Source organism: Amycolatopsis sacchari (assembly GCF_900114035.1).
GTDB lineage: Bacteria > Actinomycetota > Actinomycetes > Mycobacteriales > Pseudonocardiaceae > Amycolatopsis_E > Amycolatopsis_E sacchari.
In genome coordinates this window covers 157,323-177,651 of the sequence record NZ_FORP01000014.1, presented here as the reverse complement: position 1 = coordinate 177,651, position 20,329 = coordinate 157,323, and the positions used below count along the sequence as shown (strand labels likewise).

General features: G+C 71.0%; 19 protein-coding genes. 11 read left to right on the top strand and 8 right to left on the bottom strand.

The window, feature by feature from the left end:
- The first annotated feature begins 11 nt into the window (after nucleotides 1-11).
- The 4 genes from BMZ92_RS22900 (at nucleotide 12) to BMZ92_RS22885 (ending at nucleotide 2,906) form a co-directional block, all read left to right on the top strand.
- Nucleotides 12-527 (top strand): GNAT family N-acetyltransferase, encoded by a 516-nt coding sequence (locus BMZ92_RS22900; protein ID WP_091511141.1) that lies wholly within the window; start codon nucleotides 12-14, stop codon nucleotides 525-527.
- Nucleotides 528-832: 305 nt separating this feature from the next.
- A complete protein-coding gene (locus BMZ92_RS22895; RefSeq protein WP_091511138.1) occupies nucleotides 833-1,447 on the top strand; it encodes a hypothetical protein in 615 nt (204 codons plus the stop codon).
- Nucleotides 1,444-2,121: a hypothetical protein gene (locus BMZ92_RS22890; RefSeq protein WP_091511136.1), complete on the top strand. Its 678-nt coding sequence runs from the start codon at nucleotides 1,444-1,446 to the stop codon at nucleotides 2,119-2,121. The genes BMZ92_RS22895 and BMZ92_RS22890 overlap by 4 nt, the downstream gene beginning before the upstream one ends.
- Nucleotides 2,118-2,906: a hypothetical protein gene (locus BMZ92_RS22885; RefSeq protein WP_091511134.1), complete on the top strand. Its 789-nt coding sequence runs from the start codon at nucleotides 2,118-2,120 to the stop codon at nucleotides 2,904-2,906. The genes BMZ92_RS22890 and BMZ92_RS22885 overlap by 4 nt, the downstream gene beginning before the upstream one ends.
- Before the next feature lie 82 nt (nucleotides 2,907-2,988).
- On the opposite strand, the gene BMZ92_RS22880 is transcribed toward BMZ92_RS22885, so the two are convergent.
- Nucleotides 2,989-3,645, bottom strand: a complete 657-nt coding sequence (locus tag BMZ92_RS22880; RefSeq protein WP_245783204.1) for a hypothetical protein — start codon at nucleotides 3,643-3,645, stop codon at nucleotides 2,989-2,991.
- 213 nt (nucleotides 3,646-3,858) lie between these two features.
- Here BMZ92_RS22880 and efeU point away from each other — a divergent pair, with 213 nt between their 5' ends.
- Genes efeU through efeB form a run of 3 tightly spaced genes read left to right on the top strand, consistent with a single transcriptional unit; the run spans nucleotide 3,859 to nucleotide 7,051 of the window.
- Complete coding sequence (gene efeU / locus BMZ92_RS22875) at nucleotides 3,859-4,692, top strand: iron uptake transporter permease EfeU (RefSeq protein WP_091511131.1); 834 nt, start codon at nucleotides 3,859-3,861, stop codon at nucleotides 4,690-4,692.
- Nucleotides 4,689-5,813 carry an iron uptake system protein EfeO gene (gene efeO, locus BMZ92_RS22870; RefSeq protein ID WP_091511129.1) on the top strand — a complete coding sequence of 375 codons (1,125 nt, stop codon included), beginning with the start codon at nucleotides 4,689-4,691 and terminating at the stop codon, nucleotides 5,811-5,813. Before efeU ends, efeO begins: the two co-directional genes overlap by 4 nt.
- A 5-nt stretch (nucleotides 5,814-5,818) precedes the next feature.
- Nucleotides 5,819-7,051, top strand: coding sequence for an iron uptake transporter deferrochelatase/peroxidase subunit (gene efeB, locus BMZ92_RS22865; protein ID WP_091511212.1), 1,233 nt, complete (start codon nucleotides 5,819-5,821; stop codon nucleotides 7,049-7,051).
- A 436-nt stretch (nucleotides 7,052-7,487) separates the two neighbouring features.
- Here the strand turns inward: efeB and BMZ92_RS22860 are convergent, their stop codons facing one another.
- Nucleotides 7,488-8,621 (bottom strand): serine hydrolase domain-containing protein, encoded by a 1,134-nt coding sequence (locus BMZ92_RS22860; RefSeq protein WP_091511127.1) that lies wholly within the window; start codon nucleotides 8,619-8,621, stop codon nucleotides 7,488-7,490.
- Between the two features lie 25 nt (nucleotides 8,622-8,646).
- Complete coding sequence (locus tag BMZ92_RS22855) at nucleotides 8,647-9,336, bottom strand: SDR family NAD(P)-dependent oxidoreductase (protein WP_091511124.1); 690 nt, start codon at nucleotides 9,334-9,336, stop codon at nucleotides 8,647-8,649.
- A gap of 105 nt (nucleotides 9,337-9,441) precedes the next feature.
- Here BMZ92_RS22855 and BMZ92_RS22850 point away from each other — a divergent pair, with 105 nt between their 5' ends.
- The gene (locus tag BMZ92_RS22850; RefSeq protein WP_245783203.1) at nucleotides 9,442-10,419 is read left to right on the top strand and encodes an Lrp/AsnC family transcriptional regulator; all 978 of its coding nucleotides are present in this window, start codon (nucleotides 9,442-9,444) and stop codon (nucleotides 10,417-10,419) included.
- Here the strand turns inward: BMZ92_RS22850 and BMZ92_RS22845 are convergent.
- The 4 genes from BMZ92_RS22845 to BMZ92_RS22830 form a co-directional block, all read right to left on the bottom strand.
- On the bottom strand, nucleotides 10,416-11,369 hold the full coding sequence (locus BMZ92_RS22845; RefSeq protein WP_091511118.1) for a nucleoside triphosphate pyrophosphohydrolase: 954 nt from the start codon (nucleotides 11,367-11,369) through the stop codon (nucleotides 10,416-10,418). The two genes, BMZ92_RS22850 and BMZ92_RS22845, sit on opposite strands and share 4 nt — an antisense overlap.
- Complete coding sequence (locus BMZ92_RS22840) at nucleotides 11,366-12,346, bottom strand: hypothetical protein (RefSeq protein ID WP_342743515.1); 981 nt, start codon at nucleotides 12,344-12,346, stop codon at nucleotides 11,366-11,368. The genes BMZ92_RS22845 and BMZ92_RS22840 overlap by 4 nt, the downstream gene beginning before the upstream one ends.
- A 54-nt stretch (nucleotides 12,347-12,400) precedes the next feature.
- Nucleotides 12,401-15,949, bottom strand: coding sequence for a transcription-repair coupling factor (gene mfd, locus BMZ92_RS22835; protein ID WP_091511209.1), 3,549 nt, complete (start codon nucleotides 15,947-15,949; stop codon nucleotides 12,401-12,403).
- An 82-nt stretch (nucleotides 15,950-16,031) separates the two neighbouring features.
- Entirely contained in the window at nucleotides 16,032-16,943 is a 912-nt protein-coding gene (locus tag BMZ92_RS22830) for an LLM class flavin-dependent oxidoreductase (protein WP_091511206.1), read from the bottom strand.
- Between the two features lie 75 nt (nucleotides 16,944-17,018).
- Here BMZ92_RS22830 and BMZ92_RS22825 point away from each other — a divergent pair, with 75 nt between their 5' ends.
- The gene (locus BMZ92_RS22825) at nucleotides 17,019-17,786 is read left to right on the top strand and encodes a helix-turn-helix domain-containing protein (protein WP_091511112.1); all 768 of its coding nucleotides are present in this window, start codon (nucleotides 17,019-17,021) and stop codon (nucleotides 17,784-17,786) included.
- Nucleotides 17,787-17,790: 4 nt separating this feature from the next.
- Complete coding sequence (locus BMZ92_RS22820) at nucleotides 17,791-18,951, top strand: PQQ-dependent sugar dehydrogenase (protein WP_091511111.1); 1,161 nt, start codon at nucleotides 17,791-17,793, stop codon at nucleotides 18,949-18,951.
- Here BMZ92_RS22820 and BMZ92_RS22815 read toward each other — a convergent pair.
- Nucleotides 18,932-19,522, bottom strand: coding sequence for a dihydrofolate reductase family protein (locus tag BMZ92_RS22815; RefSeq protein WP_091511108.1), 591 nt, complete (start codon nucleotides 19,520-19,522; stop codon nucleotides 18,932-18,934). The two genes, BMZ92_RS22820 and BMZ92_RS22815, sit on opposite strands and share 20 nt — an antisense overlap.
- Nucleotides 19,523-19,628: 106 nt before the next feature.
- Here BMZ92_RS22815 and BMZ92_RS22810 point away from each other — a divergent pair, with 106 nt between their 5' ends.
- Entirely contained in the window at nucleotides 19,629-20,138 is a 510-nt protein-coding gene (locus BMZ92_RS22810; protein ID WP_091511105.1) for a winged helix-turn-helix transcriptional regulator, read from the top strand.
- The last annotated feature ends 191 nt before the right edge of the window (nucleotides 20,139-20,329 follow it).

The window sequence follows — 20,329 nt, the reverse complement described above, 5'->3', positions numbered from 1 at the left end:
GGGGAGCACGGGTGGGGAACAGCCGAACCGAATCCGGGCAGTGGGCGCCGCCAGGCGCGCTCGCGGTCGCGACGATCGACGACGCGCCTGAACTGCTGGTGCTGCAACGCTGCTGCTGGGTCGGCGAGGCGATCCTGAACGACACTCTCGCGATCCCCGCACTGCACGAGGACCTCGACACCGTGCGGGAGTGGGTCGAACGCATGGACGTCCGCACACTCCGGCGGGGCGGACGCCTGATCGGGGCGGTGCGGCTCGAGCGGAGGGGCGAGCGCTGCGAGATCGGCCGCCTCATGGTCGCGCCGGACCTCCAGGGCGAAGGCATCGGGCGCCGGCTCCTGGAGTTCGCCGAGTCACAGGTGCCCGCCGGGGTCCGCCACCTCGACCTCTACACCGGGGCGCGCAGCGAACGGAACATCCGGATGTACACCGCCGCTGGTTACGCCGTCGCCGAACCGCCGCCGGAGTTCGGGCACCTCGTGGCCGGTGCGGTCTTCCTGACCAAGCCGAACCCCCTGGCGCCCTGATACGAGGAGTGAGCCCGGATCGGACGGGGCCGACCACGTTCGATGCCGCCCCGAATGGCCTTTCCAGGCGTGGCGGGCGATGAGAGTTATTCGGCATTACTCCGCGTGAGTTCAAGCCCAGCCTAATGTGGAATGGCCCGGTCCGCGCCCCCGTGGTGATACTGAATTCACCGCCAACAATCGGAGGCGCAATCATGCAGCAGTCCATTTCGACACATGATCAGGTGGCCGCGGGCCGGAAAACCACCTCGTTCCTGGTCGACGACCGAATATCGATCAACGTGAAAAAAGGTGTTTCACAATCGGTGGCGGAAGCGGCCACGCAGTCGTTCCTCCTGACCGCCCGTGCCACCGACAGCGAAGTCACCGCCGAGCAGAAGTTCAAGGAGTGGTTCAGCGCTCTCACCGAAAAACTCACCGAACTCGGCTGGCGGAACCCGCAGCGGGAGATCCCGCAGCAGGCCGAACACCCGACCTCGCTGAAGGAGACCTACGGCGAACAGGTCGTCGCCCACCTGGTGAAGAACCTCGAAAAGACCGCCGCGAAGGGCGACCGCGCCGCGATCGAGAAGGCCTTCTCCGCGGCGGTCGCGCAGTCCGACGAGTACGCGGGGATCGACCTCGCCGACCCGCAACCCGAGGCGTTGTGCCGTGGCGTCGCACACCTCTTCCACTCCGACGAGGGCAACCAGCTCGCCCTTTCCTTCGCCTGGCTGCAGGACTCGCAGCGGTGCGCGCCCGCACTGGACGACCTGCCCGACGCGAAATCCCTGCTGTGGATCGTGCACTGGCGCGGCAAACTCGTCGAGAGCAGCTACGACGCGAAGACCGTCCAGAAACTCCTGGACGGCCTGGGGAACTGGCGCAAGCTGATCGTGCCGGTGCCACCCGAGGACGAAGTCACGGACCTGCCGACGTGAGCGCGCCGGAACTGGTGCTCAGCGCCGCTTCCGGCCAGGGGTTCGGTGCCGTCACGGGTGCGACCGTGCCGGAGCGCCAGCAGGACCAGATCGACCGGTCGCTGCGGTGCGCGCAACTGCGGACCAACGAGCAGGTGGACTGGATCGCCCAGCCGCAGCAGTGGATGGACCGTTTCGTCAACGTCTACTCCTCACAGGCAGGCTGGGACAACTGGCAGATCATCGGGTTACCGCTGCTCGCCGCCCAGCCGGGCGAAAAACTCCTGCACCGCCTCGCGCGCAGCCTGGAAAGCGGGATGGGCGACGAAGAGATCGAGGCCGTGCGCAGCGCCATCAAGGCGGTGGAGCGGCTCATCGAGGAAGGCGAACCCGCGGCGAAACCGTTCCAGTCCGCGGAAAGCAGCACCGAAAAGAACGCGATCTCGTTCGGCAGCGTCCGGCAGGGCCCCGGCGGGGGGCTCAGCATGACGTGCGGGTTCGTCTACCTCAACATCACCCGGCGGGTGCACGACTTCGTCCTCGGCGAACAGGTCGCGACCCGGGCCTCGGTCCAGTCGGCGAAGCTCGTCGCCCGGTGGAACCAGCAGTACTTCGACATGTTCGAGCCCAAGATCAACGAATACCTCGCGGCACGGAAGAAACAGATTTTCACGAAGTTCAAGCTCAACCGATGAAGGAGCCGACCATGGGCCAGCCCACCATCCAGGAAGTCACCAACTGGGACCTCTCGCCGCTCCTCGCGGCCGCGGACGTCAGCGTGCCGGTGCAGTCACGCGGCGACGACCCGGTTCCCGGCCAGGCCAGCCTCACGCTGCTGGACGGCAAACAGGCCATGACGCAGGACGGCCAGCTCTCCGAGGGGCAGAAGCTCGACCTCGACGAAAGCGGCCTGCTGTGCGAACTGGCGACCCGCGCGGAAGTCGATCCCGTCGAAAAACCCTTGGAGTGGTACAAGAAGTACGTCGGCAAGCTGGTCGACCTCGGCTACAAGACCGACAACTTCGGGGGCAACACCTACCGGGAGGACAAGACCGAGTTCAAGCTCTCGGAAGTCGCGTTCAAGATCCTGGTCAGCCTGCTGGGCGGCCCCGCGGGCGCGGCGGCGCAGGCGGCCATCGACCAGCTCCGCCAGTACGACAAGGAGGGCATGAGCGGCCCCAACCTGTTCAGCTCGGTGCACAAGGAGGTCAAGAAGCACTCGTTCAGCATCGGCCACGCCAGGCTGAACCGCGACGGTCTCCCGGAAGTCGCGCTGGCTTTCTTCAGCGTCGAGGTGGACCGCGCGATCAAGGACATCCTCGTCGCGAGCCTGAGGACACAGACGACCAGGCTGTTCGCGCATTCGACGACGCTGCACCTGACCAGGAGCTACGACGACGAAACCCGCAAAATCGTCCGGGACATGATCAAGCAATACCGGAGCGGCATCCAGAAGTGGAAGCTCAAGCCCAGCAAATGACGTGCGGGATTCGGGAAATGGATTCCTGAAAAACCGGGAAGGCCGGGTCGCGGGACGGGTGTTCCCCGCGGCCCGGCCGTTTTCAGGGTTTTGCCGCGGCGAAGGTGTTCGCCGCGTTCAGCACGTCCTGCGTGTCCTGTGGCGACTGCGTGTAGCCGAGCACGGCCTGCCACCAGCCGTTCGCCGTGGTCAGGTCCCCGCCGCCCGAGCACAGGGCACGGGCGACGGTGTAGGCGGCGTCGGCGACGTTGCGCTGGTCGGGCTTCTTGCCGTCGTGCGTCGCGCGGGCGTTCCAGCGGTCCCAGACCGGCTGCGGCACCGGCAGCGGACCCGAACCCACGGCCTGGACCTGGCCGAGCCCGGCGAGCGTCGCCCATGACAGGTGGCACGCCGGCGCCTCACCACGCATGCGCATCTCGGCCCGCCCGTAGGCCGACAGCAGCGCGGCCGGCAGCTTGGTCGGCCCCGCGAGCTGCCTCGCCCACGTGTCCAGTTCCGCCTCGTCCGACCGGGTCGGCCGGTCGGCGGGCGGGGCGGCGGCGGGTCGCGGCGCGGCGGGGGAAACCGAGGGGGCCGGGGCGGCCGGCGGCGGGGTGGGAGCCTCCTCCGACGTGACCGGCCTGGTCGTGCCCAGCGTGAAGATCAACACGAGCCCGGTCGCGACGAGCCCGATGGCGAGCCACAACGACGCCCACGACCGCGATGGCGTGTGTTCCCTCGAAGGGGTGGGCTCAACCACCGGATCAGGTTAGCGGGAGCGCTTCCCGTGTCCAGTGCCGCCGGAATCACACAAACCGTTACCTGACCTTCGGCAGGCCCCTGACCAGCGGAAACGGTTTTGGCGATGTCCGTTATACCCGTTCCGCCGGACCGCGGAGGCCCGAAGGCCCTGGACAGACAGGAAAGCCTTACCTAAAAACATCTGGTCGGACCGCACTGAGGAGGCCCCAAGTTGTTGTTCTCGAGCCTGCTCATCGGCCTTCGCGAAGGGCTCGAAGCCGCACTGGTCGTGAGTATCCTCGTCGCCTTCCTCGTGAAGACGGGGCGGCGGGAGGCGCTGCGCTGGGTGTGGCCGGGCGTCGGGGTGGCCGTGCTGCTGTCCGTCGCCGTCGGCGCGGTGCTGACCTACACCACCGCGCAGCTGTCCTTCGAGCAGCAGGAACTGCTCGGCGGCAGCCTCTCGATCGTCGCGGTCGCGTTCGTCACCGCGATGATCTTCTGGATGCGCAAGGCGTCGAAGAGCATCGCCGCCGAACTGCGCGGGAAGATGGACGACGCGCTCGCCGTGGGCCCGCTCGCGGTCCTGCTGCTGTCGTTCCTCGCGGTCGGTCGCGAGGGCCTGGAGACCGCCGTCTTCTTCTACGCGACCGTCCAGAGCGCGCAGGGCGGCACCACGCAGCCGCTGATCGGGTTCGCGATCGGCATCGCGGCCGCCGTCACCATCGCGTACCTGCTCTACCGCGGCGCGGTCCGGTTCGACCTCGGCAGGTTCTTCACGATCACCGGCGTGCTGCTGGTGTTCGTCGCCGCGGGGGTGCTCGGCTACGGCCTGCACGACCTGCAGGAGGCGGCGTTCCTGCCCGGGCTGCACACCCTCGCCTTCGACGCGTCCGGCGTCATCCCCGAGACGTCCTGGTACGGGGCGCTGCTCAAGGGGATCTTCAACTACTCGCAGCAGACCACGGTGCTGCAGGCCGTCGCCTGGGTGGCCTACGTCGTGGTCGTGCTGCCGCTGTTCCTGCGGCGCACCGCCGCGAAACCAGCCCTCGCGGGCACGAAGGAGTGACCTTGCGCAAGACACTGATCGTGGGGATCGCCGCGCTGCTGCCCCTCGCCGCGTGCTCCGGTGGCAACCAGCAGTCCGGTGGCGGCGGGCCGATCACCGTGTCCGCCTCGGACACCGCGTGCGAGGTGTCCTCGACCACGGCGAACGCGGGCAACCTCACGTTCGAGGTGAACAACAAGGGCACCAAGGTGACCGAGTTCTACCTCTACGCCGAGGGCGACCGGATCATGGGCGAGGTCGAGAACATCGCGCCGGGGCTGACCCGGAAGCTCACCGTCGAGGTCGCGGAGGCCGGCACCTACCAGACCGCGTGCAAGCCGGGCATGGCCGGTGACGGCATCCGCGGCCCCTTCACCGTGACCGGCGGCGCGACCAAGCAGGCCGACGCGAACGCGGAACTGGCCGCCGCGACCAAGAGCTACGCGTCCTATGTGGCCAGTCAGACCGCCGCGCTGCAGACCGAGACGCAGAAGTTCGCCGACGCCGTCAAGTCCGGCAACGTCGCGGACGCGAAGGCCCGCTACGCGACCACGCGCGTCTACTACGAGCGCATCGAGCCGGTCGCGGAGAAGTTCGGCGACCTCGACCCGGCGATCGACGTCCGCGAGGCGGACCTCGAAGAGGGCCAGCAGTTCACCGGCTTCCACCGGCTGGAGAAGGATCTGTGGGTCAGCGGCCTGCAGCCGGACAGCGGGCAGATCGCGGACAAGCTCGTCGCCGACGTCAACGACCTGGTGAACCGCGCGAAGACGCTGGAGCTGAACCCGCTGGACCTCGCCAACGGCGCCAAGGAACTGCTCGACGAGGTCGCCACCGGCAAGATCACCGGCGAGGAGGAGACCTTCTCGCACACGGACCTGTGGGACTTCCAGGCCAATGTGGACGGCTCGAAGGGCGCGGTGCAGGCGCTGCGGCCCATCCTGCAGGCGAAGGACCCGCAGCTGGTGTCCACTGTCGACAGTCAGTTCGCGAACGTGCAGAAGCTGCTCGACGCCGTGCGCAACGGCGACGGGTTCCGCTACTACACCGAGCTGAGCCAGGACCAGGTCAAGGAGTTCGCCTCGGCGGTCGACGCGCTGAGCGAGCCGCTGAGCAAGGTGGCGGAGGTCGTTTCGCAGTGACCGGGATGTCGCGGCGGCGGGTGTTCGGGCTCGCCGGTGCCGGGGTCGCCCTCGCCGGAGCCGGCGCGGCCGGTGCCGGCATCGACCGCGCGCTCGGCAGCGCCGAAGCGACCACGGACGTCGTGCCGTTCCACGGGCAGCACCAGGCGGGGATCGTCACGCCGGCGCAGGAGCACCTGCACTTCGCCGCGCTCGATGTGACCACGAAGGACCGCGCGAAGCTGGTGTCGCTGCTGAAGACGTGGACCGACGCGGCCCGGCGGATGACGGCGGGCCGCGAGGTGGGCGCGTCCGGTGCGGTCGGCGGTTCGCCCGCCGCCCCGCCGAGCGACACCGGTGAGGCGCTGGAGCTGCCGGCGTCCTCGCTGACGCTGACGATCGGGTTCGGCCCGTCGCTGTTCGACGACCGGTTCGGCCTGGCGGGACGGCGGCCGGAGGCGCTGGCCGAGTTGCCCGCGTTCCCGAAGGACAAGCTCGACCCGGCCCGCAGCGGCGGCGACCTGTGCATCCAGGCGTGCGCGAACGACCCGCAGGTCGCCGTGCACGCGGTGCGGAACCTGGTGCGGCTGGGCTTCGGCACGACCGAGGTGCGCTGGTCGCAGCTCGGTTTCGGGCGCAGCTCGTCGACGTCGACGGCGCAGACCACGCCGCGGAACCTGTTCGGCTTCAAGGACGGCACGAACAACCTGAAGGCCGAGGACCCGGCGGCGCTCGACGAGCACGTGTGGGTCACGGCCGCCGACGGGCAGGCGTGGCTCGCGGGCGGTTCGTACCTGGTGGCGCGGCGGATCCGTATGCACATCGAGACGTGGGACCGGACGTCGCTGGAGGAGCAGGAACAGGTCATCGGGCGGACGAAGGGCAGTGGGGCGCCGCTGGGCCAGCAGGCCGAGTTCGACCCGGTGGACCTGCACGTCGGTGGCGCGGGCGGGGAGCCGCTCGTGCCGGTGGACGCGCACATCCGCCTGGCGTCGTCGGAATCGCTAAACGGGGCCAAGATCCTGCGCCGCGGCTACAACTTCGTCGACGGCTCGGACGGCCTCGGGCACCTGGAGGCGGGCCTGTTCTTCATCTGCTTCAACCGCGACCCGCGCAAGCAGTTCATCCCGATGCAGAAAGCGCTTTCAGCGAAGGACGCGATGATGGAGTACATCCAGCACACGGGTTCCGCGCTGTTCGCGGTCCCGCCGGGCGTCTCGGAAAGCGGTTACTGGGGCGACACGCTCTTCGAGGGTTAGGGCTGTTCCGGCTGGGGGCGGCGGGCGTCGCGAGCCAGACATGGCGCCGGGCGGGGCGGCGGGGGGCCGGGCGGGGCGGCGGGGGGCCGGGCGGAGCGGGGCCAGGCGCGGCGGCGCCACGGTGAGCCACCTCGAGCGCGGCCAGCCGGGGTGATCAGGCGGCCTCAGCGAGGCGGGCGGAGCGGGGCCAGGCGCAGTGGGCGGCGCCCGAGCCATCTCGGGTGTGGCGGCGCCGAGCCACCTCGGGCGCAGTGAGCCCCGGCGCTCAGGCGGCCTCGGCAAGACGCCGCCCGGCGTGGCGGCGCCGGGCCACCTCGGGCGCGGTCGGCCCGGGTGATCAGACCCACCCCGGCGAGGCGACCACACCGCCCAGCCACCCCCGCCGTCCCGGCAGGCAGATGCCGCAGCCCCCGACCAACCCCCGGCGCCCAGGCACTCAGCCCAGGCACTCCAGCGCCGCCCGGACGTAAGCCTCCGAGCGGTCCGAGCCTATGACCCCCGCCGCCATCTTGTTCATCGCGTAGCTGATCGTCGTGCGGGTGTCGAGGTCGGCGATCACCACCGAACCGCCCCAGCCGCCCCAGTAGCAGGCGCGGCCCTGCGGCACGTACGGCACCGTGTCGGTTTCGGGCAGCGCGTACCCGATGCCGAACCGCAGCGGGACGCCCAGCACGAGGTCCACGCCGTGGCTCTGCTCGTCGAAGATGATCGAGATCGTGTCGGGGGACAGCAGCCGCACCCCGTCCACGGTGCCGCCCCGCGCGAGCGCGCTGAGGATCCGCGCCAGCGACCGCGCGTTGCCGTGCCCGTTGAGCGCGCCCAGCTCGGCACGGCGCCACTCCGGGGTGTTCGCCAGCTCGGCGCTGAGCGGCGCCCGCATCAGGGTCTTGAACGCCGGGCTTTCCCGGTCCACCTGGCTGAAATCGAAGTCCAGCGGGGGCGGCGGAGTGACCGGCGCGATGCGCGACAAGTCAGCCTCGTCGGCGCCCAGCCGGAAGTCCGCGCCCAGCGGGCCGGCGATCTCGTCCGCGATGAAGTCCGTCAGCGACTTCCCGCTGCACCGCCGCACCAGCTCGCCCACCAGGTGCCCCTGGGACTGCGCGTGGTACCCCGACGCGGTCCCCGGCTCCCACCACGGCGCCTGCGTCGCGAGCCGCCGCGTCGCCTCTGCCCGGTCGTACATGTCTTCCGGCTCGAACGGCTCGTCCCAGCCGGAGACCCCGGCGGTGTGGCTCAGGATGTGCCGGACCTCGACCCGCTCCTTGCCGTTCTCGGCGAACTCGGGCCAGTACTTCGCCACCGGCGCGTACGGGTCGAGTTTGCCCCGGTCCACCAGCATCAGCGCGGCGAGGTTGGTGACCATTTTCGTCGACGACCAGACGTTGGTGATGGTGTCCCGCGTCCAGGGCTCGTCCGCGGTCCGCCTGCCGCCCCAGATGTCGACGACCGTGCGCCCGTCGACGTCCACCACGATCCCGGCGCCGAGTTCGTTCCCGGAGTCGAGCTGCTCTGAAAGCGCTTCCCGCACCGGCTCGAAAGCGGTGTCGCACCGTCCCTGAACCTCCGCCATGGCGCCGTCCTTCCTGCCGCCGAGATCACCAAGGCACAGTCTTGCCGAATCGGTCGAGGTATTCCAGGCCCGGTTTTCCCAGCCGCGACAACAGGACATCCACGATCAACGGCACGGTCTCCGCTACGGTGAACGGCGCTTTCGGCCCGCCGAGCCCGGTGCGGATCCAACCGGGTGCCATGAGCACGAACGAACGCCCGGTTTCACCCTGACGGGCAGCGAAACTGCGCATGAACATGTTCAGCGCCGCCTTGCTGCCGCGGTACACCTCCCGCATTCCGGTGGTGTTGTTGGTGATGCTGCCCTGCCCCGACGACATCGCCCCGATGAGCCCGTCCGGCGCCACCAGGTCTTCGAGCGCTTCGATGACGCGCATCGGGCTGAGCGCGTTGGTGACCATCACCTCGACGAAATCAGCCGTCGGCACCTGCCCGATGGGCGTCCCCTCGTTGTTCGTGGTCCCCGCGTTGACGAAGAGCATGTCCAGCGGCCCCAGCCGGTCGTGCAGGGGTGCGAGCTGGGCGGGCTCGTTGATGTCCAGGTGTTCGACGGTGACGCGGCCGCCGGAGCGGTCCGCGAGTTCGTGCAGGGGCGTCCGCGCGGTGGTGTCCCGGACCGTGCCGACGACGTTCCACCCCCTGCCGAACAGCTCGGCCACCAGCGCGTGCCCGAGCCCGCGCGACGCGCCCACGATCAATGCTGTTGGTGCTGTCATGGCACAAGTCTGTCCCCGTCGTCGCGATCGGAGCACGGATTTCGTACGATTGCCTTCCTCAAGGGAGGCGTCATGGCTGAATCCGGCAGTTTGCACCCGGACGATGTGCGAATCATTCGCGCGCTCCAGATCGCTCCCCGCGCGTCGTTCGCCGCCATCGCGTCCGCGCTCGGGCTCACCGAAAGCACCGTGAACCGCCGGTACCGCCGGCTGCGGGCGGACGGGGTCATCCGCGTCGTCGGCATCATGATCCCCGGGGCGCTGGGGCAGAGCGAGTGGCTGGTGCGGCTGCGTTGCCGCCCGGGCAGCGGCGTGGCGATCGCCGAAGCGCTCGCGAAGCGCGAAGACGTCAGCTGGGTGGCACTGGTCGCCGCGGGCTCGGAGATCACCTGCGCAGTCCGGTCGAGGACTCCGGAGCAGCGCGACGACCTGCTGGGACACCAGCTCCCGCGCACCGCGGCCGTGCTCGACATCAACGCGGCCGCGATGCTCCGCCAGTTCCTCGGCGGCCGGGGCCACTACTGGGCCGCGCTGCAGGGCACGCTGACGCCCGAGCAGGAGGCTGCGTTGGGCAGCGAGGGCGGCCCGTTCACCGAATCTCCCGTGGTGGCGCGGGATCCCGTACCGCTCACGACCGAGGACGAGAAGCTGCTCGCCGCACTCGCCGAGGACGGCCGCGCCGGTCTCGTCGACCTCGCCGCGGCGGCGGACCTCACCCCGGGCCGCGCGTCCCGCCGGCTGCAGACCCTGCTCACACACGGCGTCGTCCACATCGACGTCGAAATCGTCGCGGCGGCGCTGGGGTACCGCGCCGGGGCGAACCTCTGGGTGCGCGTGCACCCGTCGGCGGTCAAAAGCGTCGGCCGCACGTTGGCGGAGCTACCGGAGATCGGCTTCGCCGCGGCCGTCACGGGGCCCTACAACCTGCACGCCGTCGCGTACTGCCGGGATCTCGACGAGCTGTTCGAGTTCACGTCGGACCGCATCGGTTCGCTGCCGGGGTTGCAGAGCATGGAGGTCTCGCCGCTGCTGCGGCACGTCAAGCAGGCAGGGACGCTGCTGTCCGGCGGGCGGCTCGCCTAACCACCCGAGGGCCAGTACCGGCGCCAGCCGTCCGCTTCCAATGTGGACGGTTCGACGCCGGCCGCGCGGGCGTTCGCTTCCGCGGCACGCACATCCGCGGCGAACTGCTTCGCCACGGCGCGGAGTTCGCCCTCCGGGTCCACCCCGGCACGGCGTGCCGTCGCGGCCAGGACGAACAGGCGGCTGGCCGCGTCCTGCCCCGCGGGGAACAGGTCCAGCGGGATTCCCGCGCGCCCGCTGCGCTGGCCGAGCTTCCCGGCGAGCGCGGTCGCGGGCTGGCCGAGCGCGACACCGTCCACTATGGACTTGCGCTGCTTCTCGGCCTGCTTGAGCTCCTCCCACTTCACTTCCTGCCGCTCCGCGGTCGCGATGCGCTCCGCGTCGGCGAAGACGTGGGGGTGCCTGCCGACCAGTTTGGCCACCAGCTCCCCCGCGACGGTGTCGATGTCGAACGGGTCCCCCACGTGCTCGGCGGCGACACGGGCGTGGAAGAGCACCTGCAGCAGCACGTCGCCCAGCTCCTCGCGCATCGCCACGCGGTCCCCGTCCTCGATCGCCTCCAGCAGCTCGTACGTCTCCTCGACGAGGTACTGCCGCAGCGATTCGTGCGTCTGCTCCGCGTCCCACGGGCAGCCGCCCGGCGAGCGCAGCCGGTTCATCACCAGAGCGGCGTCGACGAGCTTCGCCCCGGACGGCTGGCCGATCACGACCGCGCCGGGCAGCACCCGCACCGCCGGGTCGTCCGTGGACGCGGCGAACAGCACCACCGCGCCCTCGGCCGCTTCGGCGGCGAGCACCGCCGGGTCGGGCGCCGGTTTCGCGCCCAGCAGGTCGGTCACGTCCTCACCCAGCCCGCTCGCGTACACGGCACGGGCACCCCGCAGGTGCGGGAACGCCGCGGGCGGCACCCCCGCGGCGGCGGAGGTCAGGAGGACGACCGTGGCGGTCAAGGCTGGGCCCCCTTCCCTCGGACGACGAAGCCGGTGGTCTCGGCGGCGCTGGGCGCGACGGACATCGCCACCGGGTCCCACACACCGTAACGCGGGTTGACCTTCAGCCCGCCGTCGTCCGCGTACGGCTGCAGCAACCGCATCCCGATCGCGACCAGCTGGTTGGCCGACGGGTCGGAGGACTGGTCCCCCGCCTGCTGCGGGGTGGACAGGTCGCGCTGCCGGACTACCGCGATGATCCACCCGGCCTGCTCGCTGCTGGGCTGGAACGCCACGACGTCACCGGGCAGCGCCCCGAACACGACGGTCGCCGCGAGGTCCGGCGCCTGCACGGCGGGGATGCGCTCGCCCACGTTCGTCTGCGTGCCCGAGGCGGCGTCCTCCCGGATCACGCGCGTGGCGGCGTCCGGTCCCGCGGCCATCCGCTCGGCCTTGGCAAGCGCTTTCTCGCGCATGCTCTTCGGCTGGGCGCCGCCGTCGTCGGACACGACGGAGGTGTAGTCGAGCGTGACGGTCATGCGCGGGAAGTACTTCTGCGCCAGCGCCTGCATCAGCACCTGGTCGGTGATGGCCTCGCGGTGGTCCCGCGCGCGGTACGCGATCTGGCGCGCCAGCTGCGACGGGTCCACACCGGTGGTCGGCACCGGCACGGCGAGCGGGTCCTGCGCGAGCGTCCGCTCGACGAGGGCCTCGTCGACGACCAGCCCCTCCCGCTGCGCGGCCCTGCCGACCAGCTCGTGCAGCACGAGCTGCGTGACGACCTCCCGCCCCAGCAGGTCGAGCTTGTGCTGCTGGGCGAGCTGCTGCGCGGCGGGCTGGTCCCGCACCGCCTTGTCGATCAGCCCCTGCACCCTGTCCTGCGTGACCTCGCGGTCCCCGAGCAGGAACGCGGCGCCGACCTGGCTCGGCCCCGAGCCGCACCCGGCGAGCAGCAGGCAGGCGGCGAGAACGGCGATCAGCGCCCGCGGGCGCCCCATGATCCGCATCACACCCCGTACCCTCTCACAACCGCCGGGCTTCCGGGACCCCGGTCAGCCGACCGCCGCCGGTTCCTTGGTCAGGTTCGTCAGCAGCTTCGCGCACCACTCCAGCAGCGCCTCGTCCCGCAGCGGCGGCGCGCCGATCCGGCCGCCCGCCGGGCCCTCCGTCGGCTTCGGCACCGAGACCGTGTTCGTGACCGCCTTGAACGTCGCCTTCGGGTACAGCCGCTTGAGCCGGACCAGTTTGGACTCGGGCAGCGGCAGCGGCGCGAACCGGATCGTGTTGCCCTGCATGGTCACCTCGGTCACGCCGGCCGCGCGGCACGAGTGCCGGAACGCCGCGACCGCGAGCAGCCGCCGCACGGGCGCGGGCGGCTGGCCGTAGCGGTCGATCAGCTCGTCCTCGACCGCCGCGAGCGCCTCGCCGTCCGGCGCGGACGCGATCTTGCGGTACGCCTCCAGGCGCAGCCGCTCGCCGGGCACGTAGTCGTGCGGGATGTGCGCGTCGATCGGCAGGTCGACGCGGACCTCGCGCAGCTCCTCCTCCTCGGCGGACTCCACACCCGCGTTGCGGCGGAACACGTCCACGGCCTCGCCGACGAGCCGCACGTACAGGTCGAAGCCGACACCCGCGATGTGCCCGGACTGCTCCGCGCCGAGGATGTTGCCGGCGCCGCGGATCTCCAGGTCCTTCATCGCGACCGCCATGCCCGCGCCCAGCTCGGTGTTCTGCGCGATCGTCGCGAGCCGGTCGTGCGCGGTCTCCGTCAGCGGGGACTCCGCCGGGTACAGGAAGTACGCGTACCCGCGCTCGCGGCCACGGCCGACGCGGCCGCGCAGCTGGTGCAGCTGCGCGAGGCCGAGCAGGTCGCCGCGCTCGACGATCAGCGTGTTCGCGTTGGAGATGTCCAGACCGGTCTCGACGATGGTGGTGCAGACCAAGACGTCGTACTCGCGCTCCCAGAAGCCCTGGATGATCTTTTCGAGCTTCTCCTCGTTCATCTGCCCGTGCGCGGTCACGACACGCGCCTCCGGCACCAGCTCCCGCAGCCGCCGCGCGGCCTTCTCGATCGACGAGACCCGGTTGTGCACGTAGAAGACCTGGCCGTCACGCAGCAACTCGCGCCGGATCGCGGCCCCGACCTGCTTGTCGTCGTACGCGCCGACGTAGGTCAGGATCGGGTGCCGGTCCTCGGGCGGGGTGAGGATCGTGGACATCTCGCGGATGCCGGCCAGCGACATCTCCAGCGTGCGCGGGATCGGCGTGGCGGACATCGTGAGCACGTCGACGTGCGTGCGCAGCGCCTTGATGTGCTCCTTGTGCTCGACGCCGAACCGCTGCTCCTCGTCCACGATGACCAGGCCGAGGTCCTTGTACCGCACGCCGGTCTGCAGCAGCCGGTGCGTGCCGATCACGATGTCCACGTCCCCGGAGGCGAGCCCCTCCAGCACGGCGTCCACTTCGGACTTCGCGGTGAACCGCGACAGGCCCTTGATGGTCACCGGGAACGACTGCATGCGCTGGGCGAACGTGTTGAGGTGCTGCTGCGCGAGCAGCGTCGTCGGCACGAGCACGGCGACCTGCTTGCCGTCCTGCACCGCCTTGAACGCCGCGCGCACCGCGATCTCGGTCTTGCCGTAGCCGACGTCACCGCAGATCACGCGGTCCATCGGGACGCCGCGCTCCATGTCCGCCTTGACCTCGTCGATCGCGGCGAGCTGGTCGTTGGTCTCGGTGAACGGGAACGCGTCCTCCAGCTCGCGCTGCCACGGCGTGTCCGGCCCGAACGCGTGACCGGGCGCGGCCTGGCGGGCGGCGTAGAGCTGCACCAGCTCGGCCGCGATCTCCTTGACCGCCTTGCGTGCCTTGGCCTTGGTGTTCTTCCAGTCCGAGCCGCCGAGCTTGTTCAGCGTGGGCAGCTCACCGCCGACGTAGCGGGAGACCTCGTCGAGCTGGTCTGTCGGCACGTACAGCCGGTCCCCCGGCTGGCCCCGCTTGGACGAGGCGTACTCCAGCACGAGGTATTCGCGCGTGGCACCGGAAATCGTGCGCTGCACCATCTCCACGAAGCGCCCGATGCCGTGCTGGTCGTGCACGACGTAGTCGCCCTTCTTCAGGGCCAGCGGGTCCACCGCGTTGCGCCGACGGGACGGCATCTTCGCACCGAGGTCCTTTGTGGACGAACTGGCCGAGGCGCCGCGGCCCGTCAGGTCCGCCTCGGTGAGCACCACGAGACCCAGTTCGGGCGCGACGAAACCCTCCGTCAGCCCACCACACACGACGGTGACGACCCCGGGCGCCGGTGCCTCCCTCAGCCCGTCCCCGGCCAGCGTCGCGGGGACGTCGGCGCCGGACAGCTGTTCCACGGCTCGGCTCGCGGTGCCGTGCCCGGCCACCACCAGCACGCCCGTGCCGCTCGCCGCGAGGTGCGCACGCAGGTCGGTGACGGCGCGCTCCAGGTCACCGCGGTAGGCGGGCGAGGCCTCGATGGCCACCTGGTACACGTCTTCGCTGGTCAGCTGGGACAGCGTCCACCACGGCCGGTTCGTCTCACCCGCGTGCTTCGCCACCTCGGCGAGGTCGCGGTAGGCCGACGCGCCGAGGTCGATGGGCGCCTGCCCGCCACCGGCCGCCGCCATCCACGACGCCTCCAGGAACTCCTGCCCCGTGCGCACCAGGTCGTGCGCACGGGCGCGGATCTTCTCCGGGTCCGCGAGCAGGACGTGCGTACCCTCGGGCATCGCGTCGGTGAGCAGCTCCAGCTCGCCGTCGCACAGCACCGGGATCAGCGCCTCCATGCCCTCGGACGGCACCCCGCCCGCGAGCTTGGTCAGCATCTCCGCCAGCTGCGCGTCCGCCGCGTACTGCTCGGCCAGCTCGCCCGCCCGCGCCTTGACCTCGGGCGTCAGCAGCAGCTCGCGGCACGGCGGGGCGTGCACGGCCTGGATCTCGCCGGGCAGCGACCGCTGGTCCGAGACCGCGAACGCGCGGATCTCGCTGACCTCGTCGCCCCAGAACTCCACGCGGTACGGGTGGCTGGCGGTCGGCGGGAACACGTCCAGGATGCCGCCGCGCACGGCGAACTCCCCGCGCTTCTCCACCATGTCCACGCGCGCGTACGCCAGCTCGACGAGCCTGTCCAACACGCCCTCGAAGTCGTGCTCCTCGCCCACCCGCAGGTCGATCGGGCTCAGCGCGCCGAGCCCCGGCGCCATCGGCTGGATCAGGCTGCGCACCGTCGCGACGACCACGCGCGGCGCGTCCGGCCCGCGCAGCCGGTGCAGCACGTCGAGCCGGCGGCCCACGGTGTCCGCACGCGGGGACAGCCGCTCGTGCGGCAGCGTCTCCCACGACGGGAAGTCCGAGACCAGGTCGGGGCCGAGCAGGCTCGACAGCGCCGACGTCAGCTCCTCCGCCTCACGGCCCGTCGCGGTCACCGCGAGCACCGGGCGCTTGGCCCCCTCGTCGGCGGCGAGCGCCGCGACGACGAGCTGGCGGACGGTGGTCGGGCCCTGGAGATCGAGCAGCGGTGAGCCGGCCCGCTCCACCACCCCGCGCAGCGCGGGATCGGCGAGGACGGACGACAGCAGACCGGACAACACGCCGTCTGTCACGAAAAACTCCCCTGTACGCAGACATGCGGACGGACCCCTGCCCGGGACGAGACCGGCTGCAGAGGCTCTACCCCAGCCTACGTCTCAACACCGACAGAAGTTCCGCGGCCATCTCCAGTTGACCCGCGTAGGTGCCGGGATCGACCGCGGCGATCCGCAGCAGGACATGCCCGGCGCCCGCCTCGGCGAAACGCGCCAGTTGGGTCGCCAGATCGGGTCCGGTGAGCATCGCCTGGATACGACCGACGAAATCGAGCGGCCGCGCGTACACGGCCCGGCAGTACTCGTCGAGCGCCCGCGTGCCGCGCTCGGCGTCGTCGTCCAGGTACACCGTCGCGAACAACGCGGGCGTGACGTCCCGCCCGCCCTCCCGGATGGTCGCCAGGCCCTTCGCGTAGTCCGCGGGATCTGGTGGGTACGGCAACCACCCGTCATAGAGCTGCCCGGTGCGGCGGAGCGCGGCCGGGGTGATCCCGCCCAGCCACACCGGTGGTCCGCCAGGCTGCACGGGCCGCGGCACCTCGGGCAGCCAGTCGTAGTGCAGGACCTTCCCGTCGAACCGGGCCGGGCGCCCGGTCCACAGCTGCCGCCACAGCGTCACCGTGTCGTCGAGGTGCGAGAACCGGGTCTTGAACCGCACGCCGACCAGGTTGAACTCCTGCTCGCTGAACCCGGGGAACCCGGCCCCGACGCCCACCACCAGGCGGCCGCCGGAGAGCACGTCCAGCGAGGAGAGGGTGATCGCGGCCTGCACGGGGTGCCGGTGCGCCGGGATGAGGACGGCGGTGCCGAGCCGGACCCGTTCCGTCGCCTGCGCGACGGCGCTGAGCAGGGTGAGCGGCTCGAGCCGGGCACGCACCATCGAGTCACCGGCCCACACCGAATCGAAGCCGAGCCGTTCCGCGGTGACGGCGGTGTCGACGATCGCGCGGGACGGCACCTGGGCCGAACCCGAGGGGAGGAGCAGTCCGAATTCCATGATCCCCACGTTCGCCGCTGCCGGGTATCGCCTCAATTCCCCGGCGGGAATCGCCCGGGGTGCCAGGATGATCACGTGCACGAGTTCGGCCCGGCACTGCGGGAATGGCGGAGGCGGCGGCGGTTGTCGCAGCTGGAACTGGCGCTGCGCACCGGCACGACGCAGCGGCACGTCAGTTTCCTGGAAAGCGGCCGGTCCGCGCCCGGGCGGGGCATGGTCGTGCGGTTCGCCGAGTCGCTGCAACTGCCGCTGCGCGAACGCAACGCACTGCTGCTCGCCGCCGGGTACGCGCCCAGCTACCCCGAAACCCGGCTCGACGATCCCGCGCTGCGCCCCGTCCTCGACGGCCTCCGCCGCCTGCTCGACGGGCACCGCCCGTACCCGGCGATCGTGGTGGACCGCTTCGGCGACCTCGTCAGCGCCAACGACGGGCTCGGCGTGCTGACCGAGGGTGTCGCGCCGGAGCTGCTCGAACCGCCGGTCAACGTGCTGCGGCTGGCGCTGCACCCCGAGGGCATGGCCCCGCGGATCGTCAACTTCGACGACTGGGCGCGGCACGTGCTCGAACGCCCCCGCCAGGAGCAGGCCCGTGCCCCGCACGAACGGCACACCGAGTTGCTCGCCGAACTGGAGGGCTACCTGCCGCGTCCGGCGTCCCCGTCGGCCGACCACCTCGGCTTCGCGGTACCGCTGCGCCTGCGGTGGCGCGGCGGGGAACTGCGGCTGATCACCGCGATCACCACGTTCGCGACAGCCGTCGACGTGACCGTTTCCGAACTGCGCCTGGAAACGTTCCTGCCCGCCGACGAGGCCACCGCGGAGGCGCTGTCTCGGGCAGACTGACCGCATGCGCCGGATCGGAATCGTCCTGATCGCCCTGTTGCTGACCGCCTGCACCAGTTCGCCCGCCGCCGTGCGGCAGCAACCCGCCCAGCCCGGGAGCCTCCGCGTCGACGTGGTGGCGAGCGGGCTGGAGCACGGCTGGGACGTCGGGTTCCTGCCGGACGGCAAGCTGCTCGTGACGCAGCGCCCCGGCCGGTTGTCGCTGGTGGACGGCTCCGGCGCGCACGACGTGGCCGCGGATCTGTCCGACGTGTACGCCCGCGGTGAAGGCGGGTTGATGGGGCTGGTCGTGCACCCGGATTTCGCGCAGACGCGGCGGTTCACGATGTGCCACACCCACCAGGAGGGCGGCCGCGCGGTGGACATCCGGCTCACGACGTGGACGCTGTCGCCGGACGAGCGCGGTGCGACGCGCGTGCGGGACCTGCTGACCGGGCTGCCCGTGAACCCCAGCGGACGGCACTCCGGCTGCCGCCCCGCGGTGGCGGCTGACGGCGCGCTGCTGGTCGGCACGGGTGACACGGCGCGGGCTTCGGTCTCGCAGGACCGGCACAGCCTCGGCGGGAAGGTGCTGCGGATCGACCTCAACACCGGCGCACCGTTGCCGGACAACCCGTTCATCGCCTCGGCCGACCCGAACGAACAGCGCATCTACACCTACGGCCACCGCAACGTCCAGGGCGTGGCGGTCCGGCCGGGCACGGGCCAGGTGTTCACGGCGGAACACGGCCCGGCGTTCGACGACGAGGTGAACCTGTTGCGGGCGGGCGGGAACTACGGCTGGGACCCGTCGAAGGGTGACACGGAGACATCGTACGACGAGAGCGTCCCGATGACCGACACCGACCGCTTCCCCGACGCCGTCCGTCCACTGTGGACGTCCGGCGACATCACGGAAGCCATCTGCGGCGCGGCTTTCCTCACCGGCCGGCAGTGGGGCGCCCTCGACGGGCGGCTGGCCGTGGTGGCGCTGAAGGGGCAGAAGATGCTGCTGTTCGGCGTGGCCGGTGACGGCACGATCACCGAGACCACGCTGCCCCGGGAGTTCAACGACACCTACGGCCGCCTCCGCGCCGCCCGGACCGCCCCGGACGGCGCCCTGTACGTCACCACTTCGGACGGCAACGACGACAAGGTCCTGCGGATCACGCCGTCCGGTACCTGACGTGCGTCACGAGCGAGGTCGTCCGGCCCGACAGCAGTTCCAGCTCGCGGCTCGGCAGGCCCTCGAAAAGCCGTTCGCCGCCACCGAGCACGACGGGCGCGATGTGCAGGCGCAGCTCTTCGAGCAAGCCGGCCGCGAGGTACTGGTTGATCGTCGAAGCGCCACCGGCGATCGCGATGTTCTTCTCGCCCGCCGCCTCCCGCGCCTGCTTCAGCGCGGACTCGATCCCGTCGGTGACGAACGAGAACGTGGTGCCGCCCTCCATCACGATCGGCTCGCGCGGGTGGGAGGTGAGCACGAAGACGGGCGCGTGGTACGGCGGTTCGTCGCCCCACCAGCCCTGCCAGTCGAGGTCCCACTCGCCGCGGATGGGGCCGAACATGTTGCGCCCCATGATGTAGGCGCCTGATTCGAGGATGCCGTCCACCTCGGCCCTGTTCTCGTCGACCTTCTCGAACTGCCAGCGGTGCAGCAGCTCGCCGCCCTCGCCGAGCGGGTTCTCACGGCTCTGGTTCGGCCCCGCGACGTACCCGTCCGCCGACACCGACACGTCACACACGACCTTGCTCATGACCGGGCTCCTTCCCTGACTGATTGCGACTTGCAACCGGTTGCCGAGAACTGTACGCATCTCAGGACCGGTTGTAAACTGCAATCGGAAAGAAGGTGGGGTTCGCGTGGACGAACGGCGGTCGGGCTGCCCGATCAACCTCGCGGTCGAGGTGCTGGGCGACAAGTGGTCACTGGTGGTGATCAGGGACATGATGTTCGGCAACCGCAGGCACTTCCGCGAGCTGTTGCAGAACTCGGAGGAGGGCATCGCGTCGAACATCCTCGCGGCGCGGCTGCAGCACCTCACCGACCAGGGACTCGTGACGCGCGCGCCCGATCCGGGGCACAAGCAGAAGGTGGTCTACAGCCTCACCGAGCCGGCGATCCAGCTGGTGCCGGTGATCGCGCACCTCGGCGCGTGGGGCCGTCGCCACCTGCCGGTCACGCGGGAGCTGGCCGTGCGGGCGGAGCTGCTGGAGCGCGGCGGCCCGCAGCTGTGGGAGGAGTTCATGGACGAGCTGCGGGAGCAGCACCTGGGCGTGCCCCGCCCGGCGGGCCGCGAATCGGTGTTCGCCCGCCTCCGGGCGGCTTACGAGGCGGAGCTGGCCCGGGTCCCGGAGGAGCAGCTCGACTGACCGGCGAGGCCACCGCGCCCTCACCGGAGTTCGGCGGCCGGGCGGTGGTGGGCAGCCGCGCGAGAACCTCCCGCGATGACAAGCGCCGTGCGGCGGCACACCGGCGGGGCCCGCGCCCGCCTGCGAGGCGGAGCTGCCTCGCCCGGAGAGCAGTTCGACCAAGCCCACCCCCGAAGAAGCCCGCGCTTGGC

Coding starts and splice junctions, on each gene's coding strand:
- BMZ92_RS22860 (WP_091511127.1), bottom strand. CDS start 8,621: ATGGCGGAGGTTCAGGGACGGTGCGACACCGCTTTCGAGCCGGTGCGG.
- BMZ92_RS22815 (WP_091511108.1), bottom strand. CDS start 19,522: ATGAGCAAGGTCGTGTGTGACGTGTCGGTGTCGGCGGACGGGTACGTC.
- BMZ92_RS22840 (WP_342743515.1), bottom strand. CDS start 12,346: ATGGGGCGCCCGCGGGCGCTGATCGCCGTTCTCGCCGCCTGCCTGCTG.
- BMZ92_RS22820 (WP_091511111.1), top strand. CDS start 17,791: ATGCGCCGGATCGGAATCGTCCTGATCGCCCTGTTGCTGACCGCCTGC.
- BMZ92_RS22855 (WP_091511124.1), bottom strand. CDS start 9,336: ATGACAGCACCAACAGCATTGATCGTGGGCGCGTCGCGCGGGCTCGGG.
- BMZ92_RS22830 (WP_091511206.1), bottom strand. CDS start 16,943: ATGGAATTCGGACTGCTCCTCCCCTCGGGTTCGGCCCAGGTGCCGTCC.
- efeB (WP_091511212.1), top strand. CDS start 5,819: ATGTCGCGGCGGCGGGTGTTCGGGCTCGCCGGTGCCGGGGTCGCCCTC.
- BMZ92_RS22885 (WP_091511134.1), top strand. CDS start 2,118: ATGAAGGAGCCGACCATGGGCCAGCCCACCATCCAGGAAGTCACCAAC.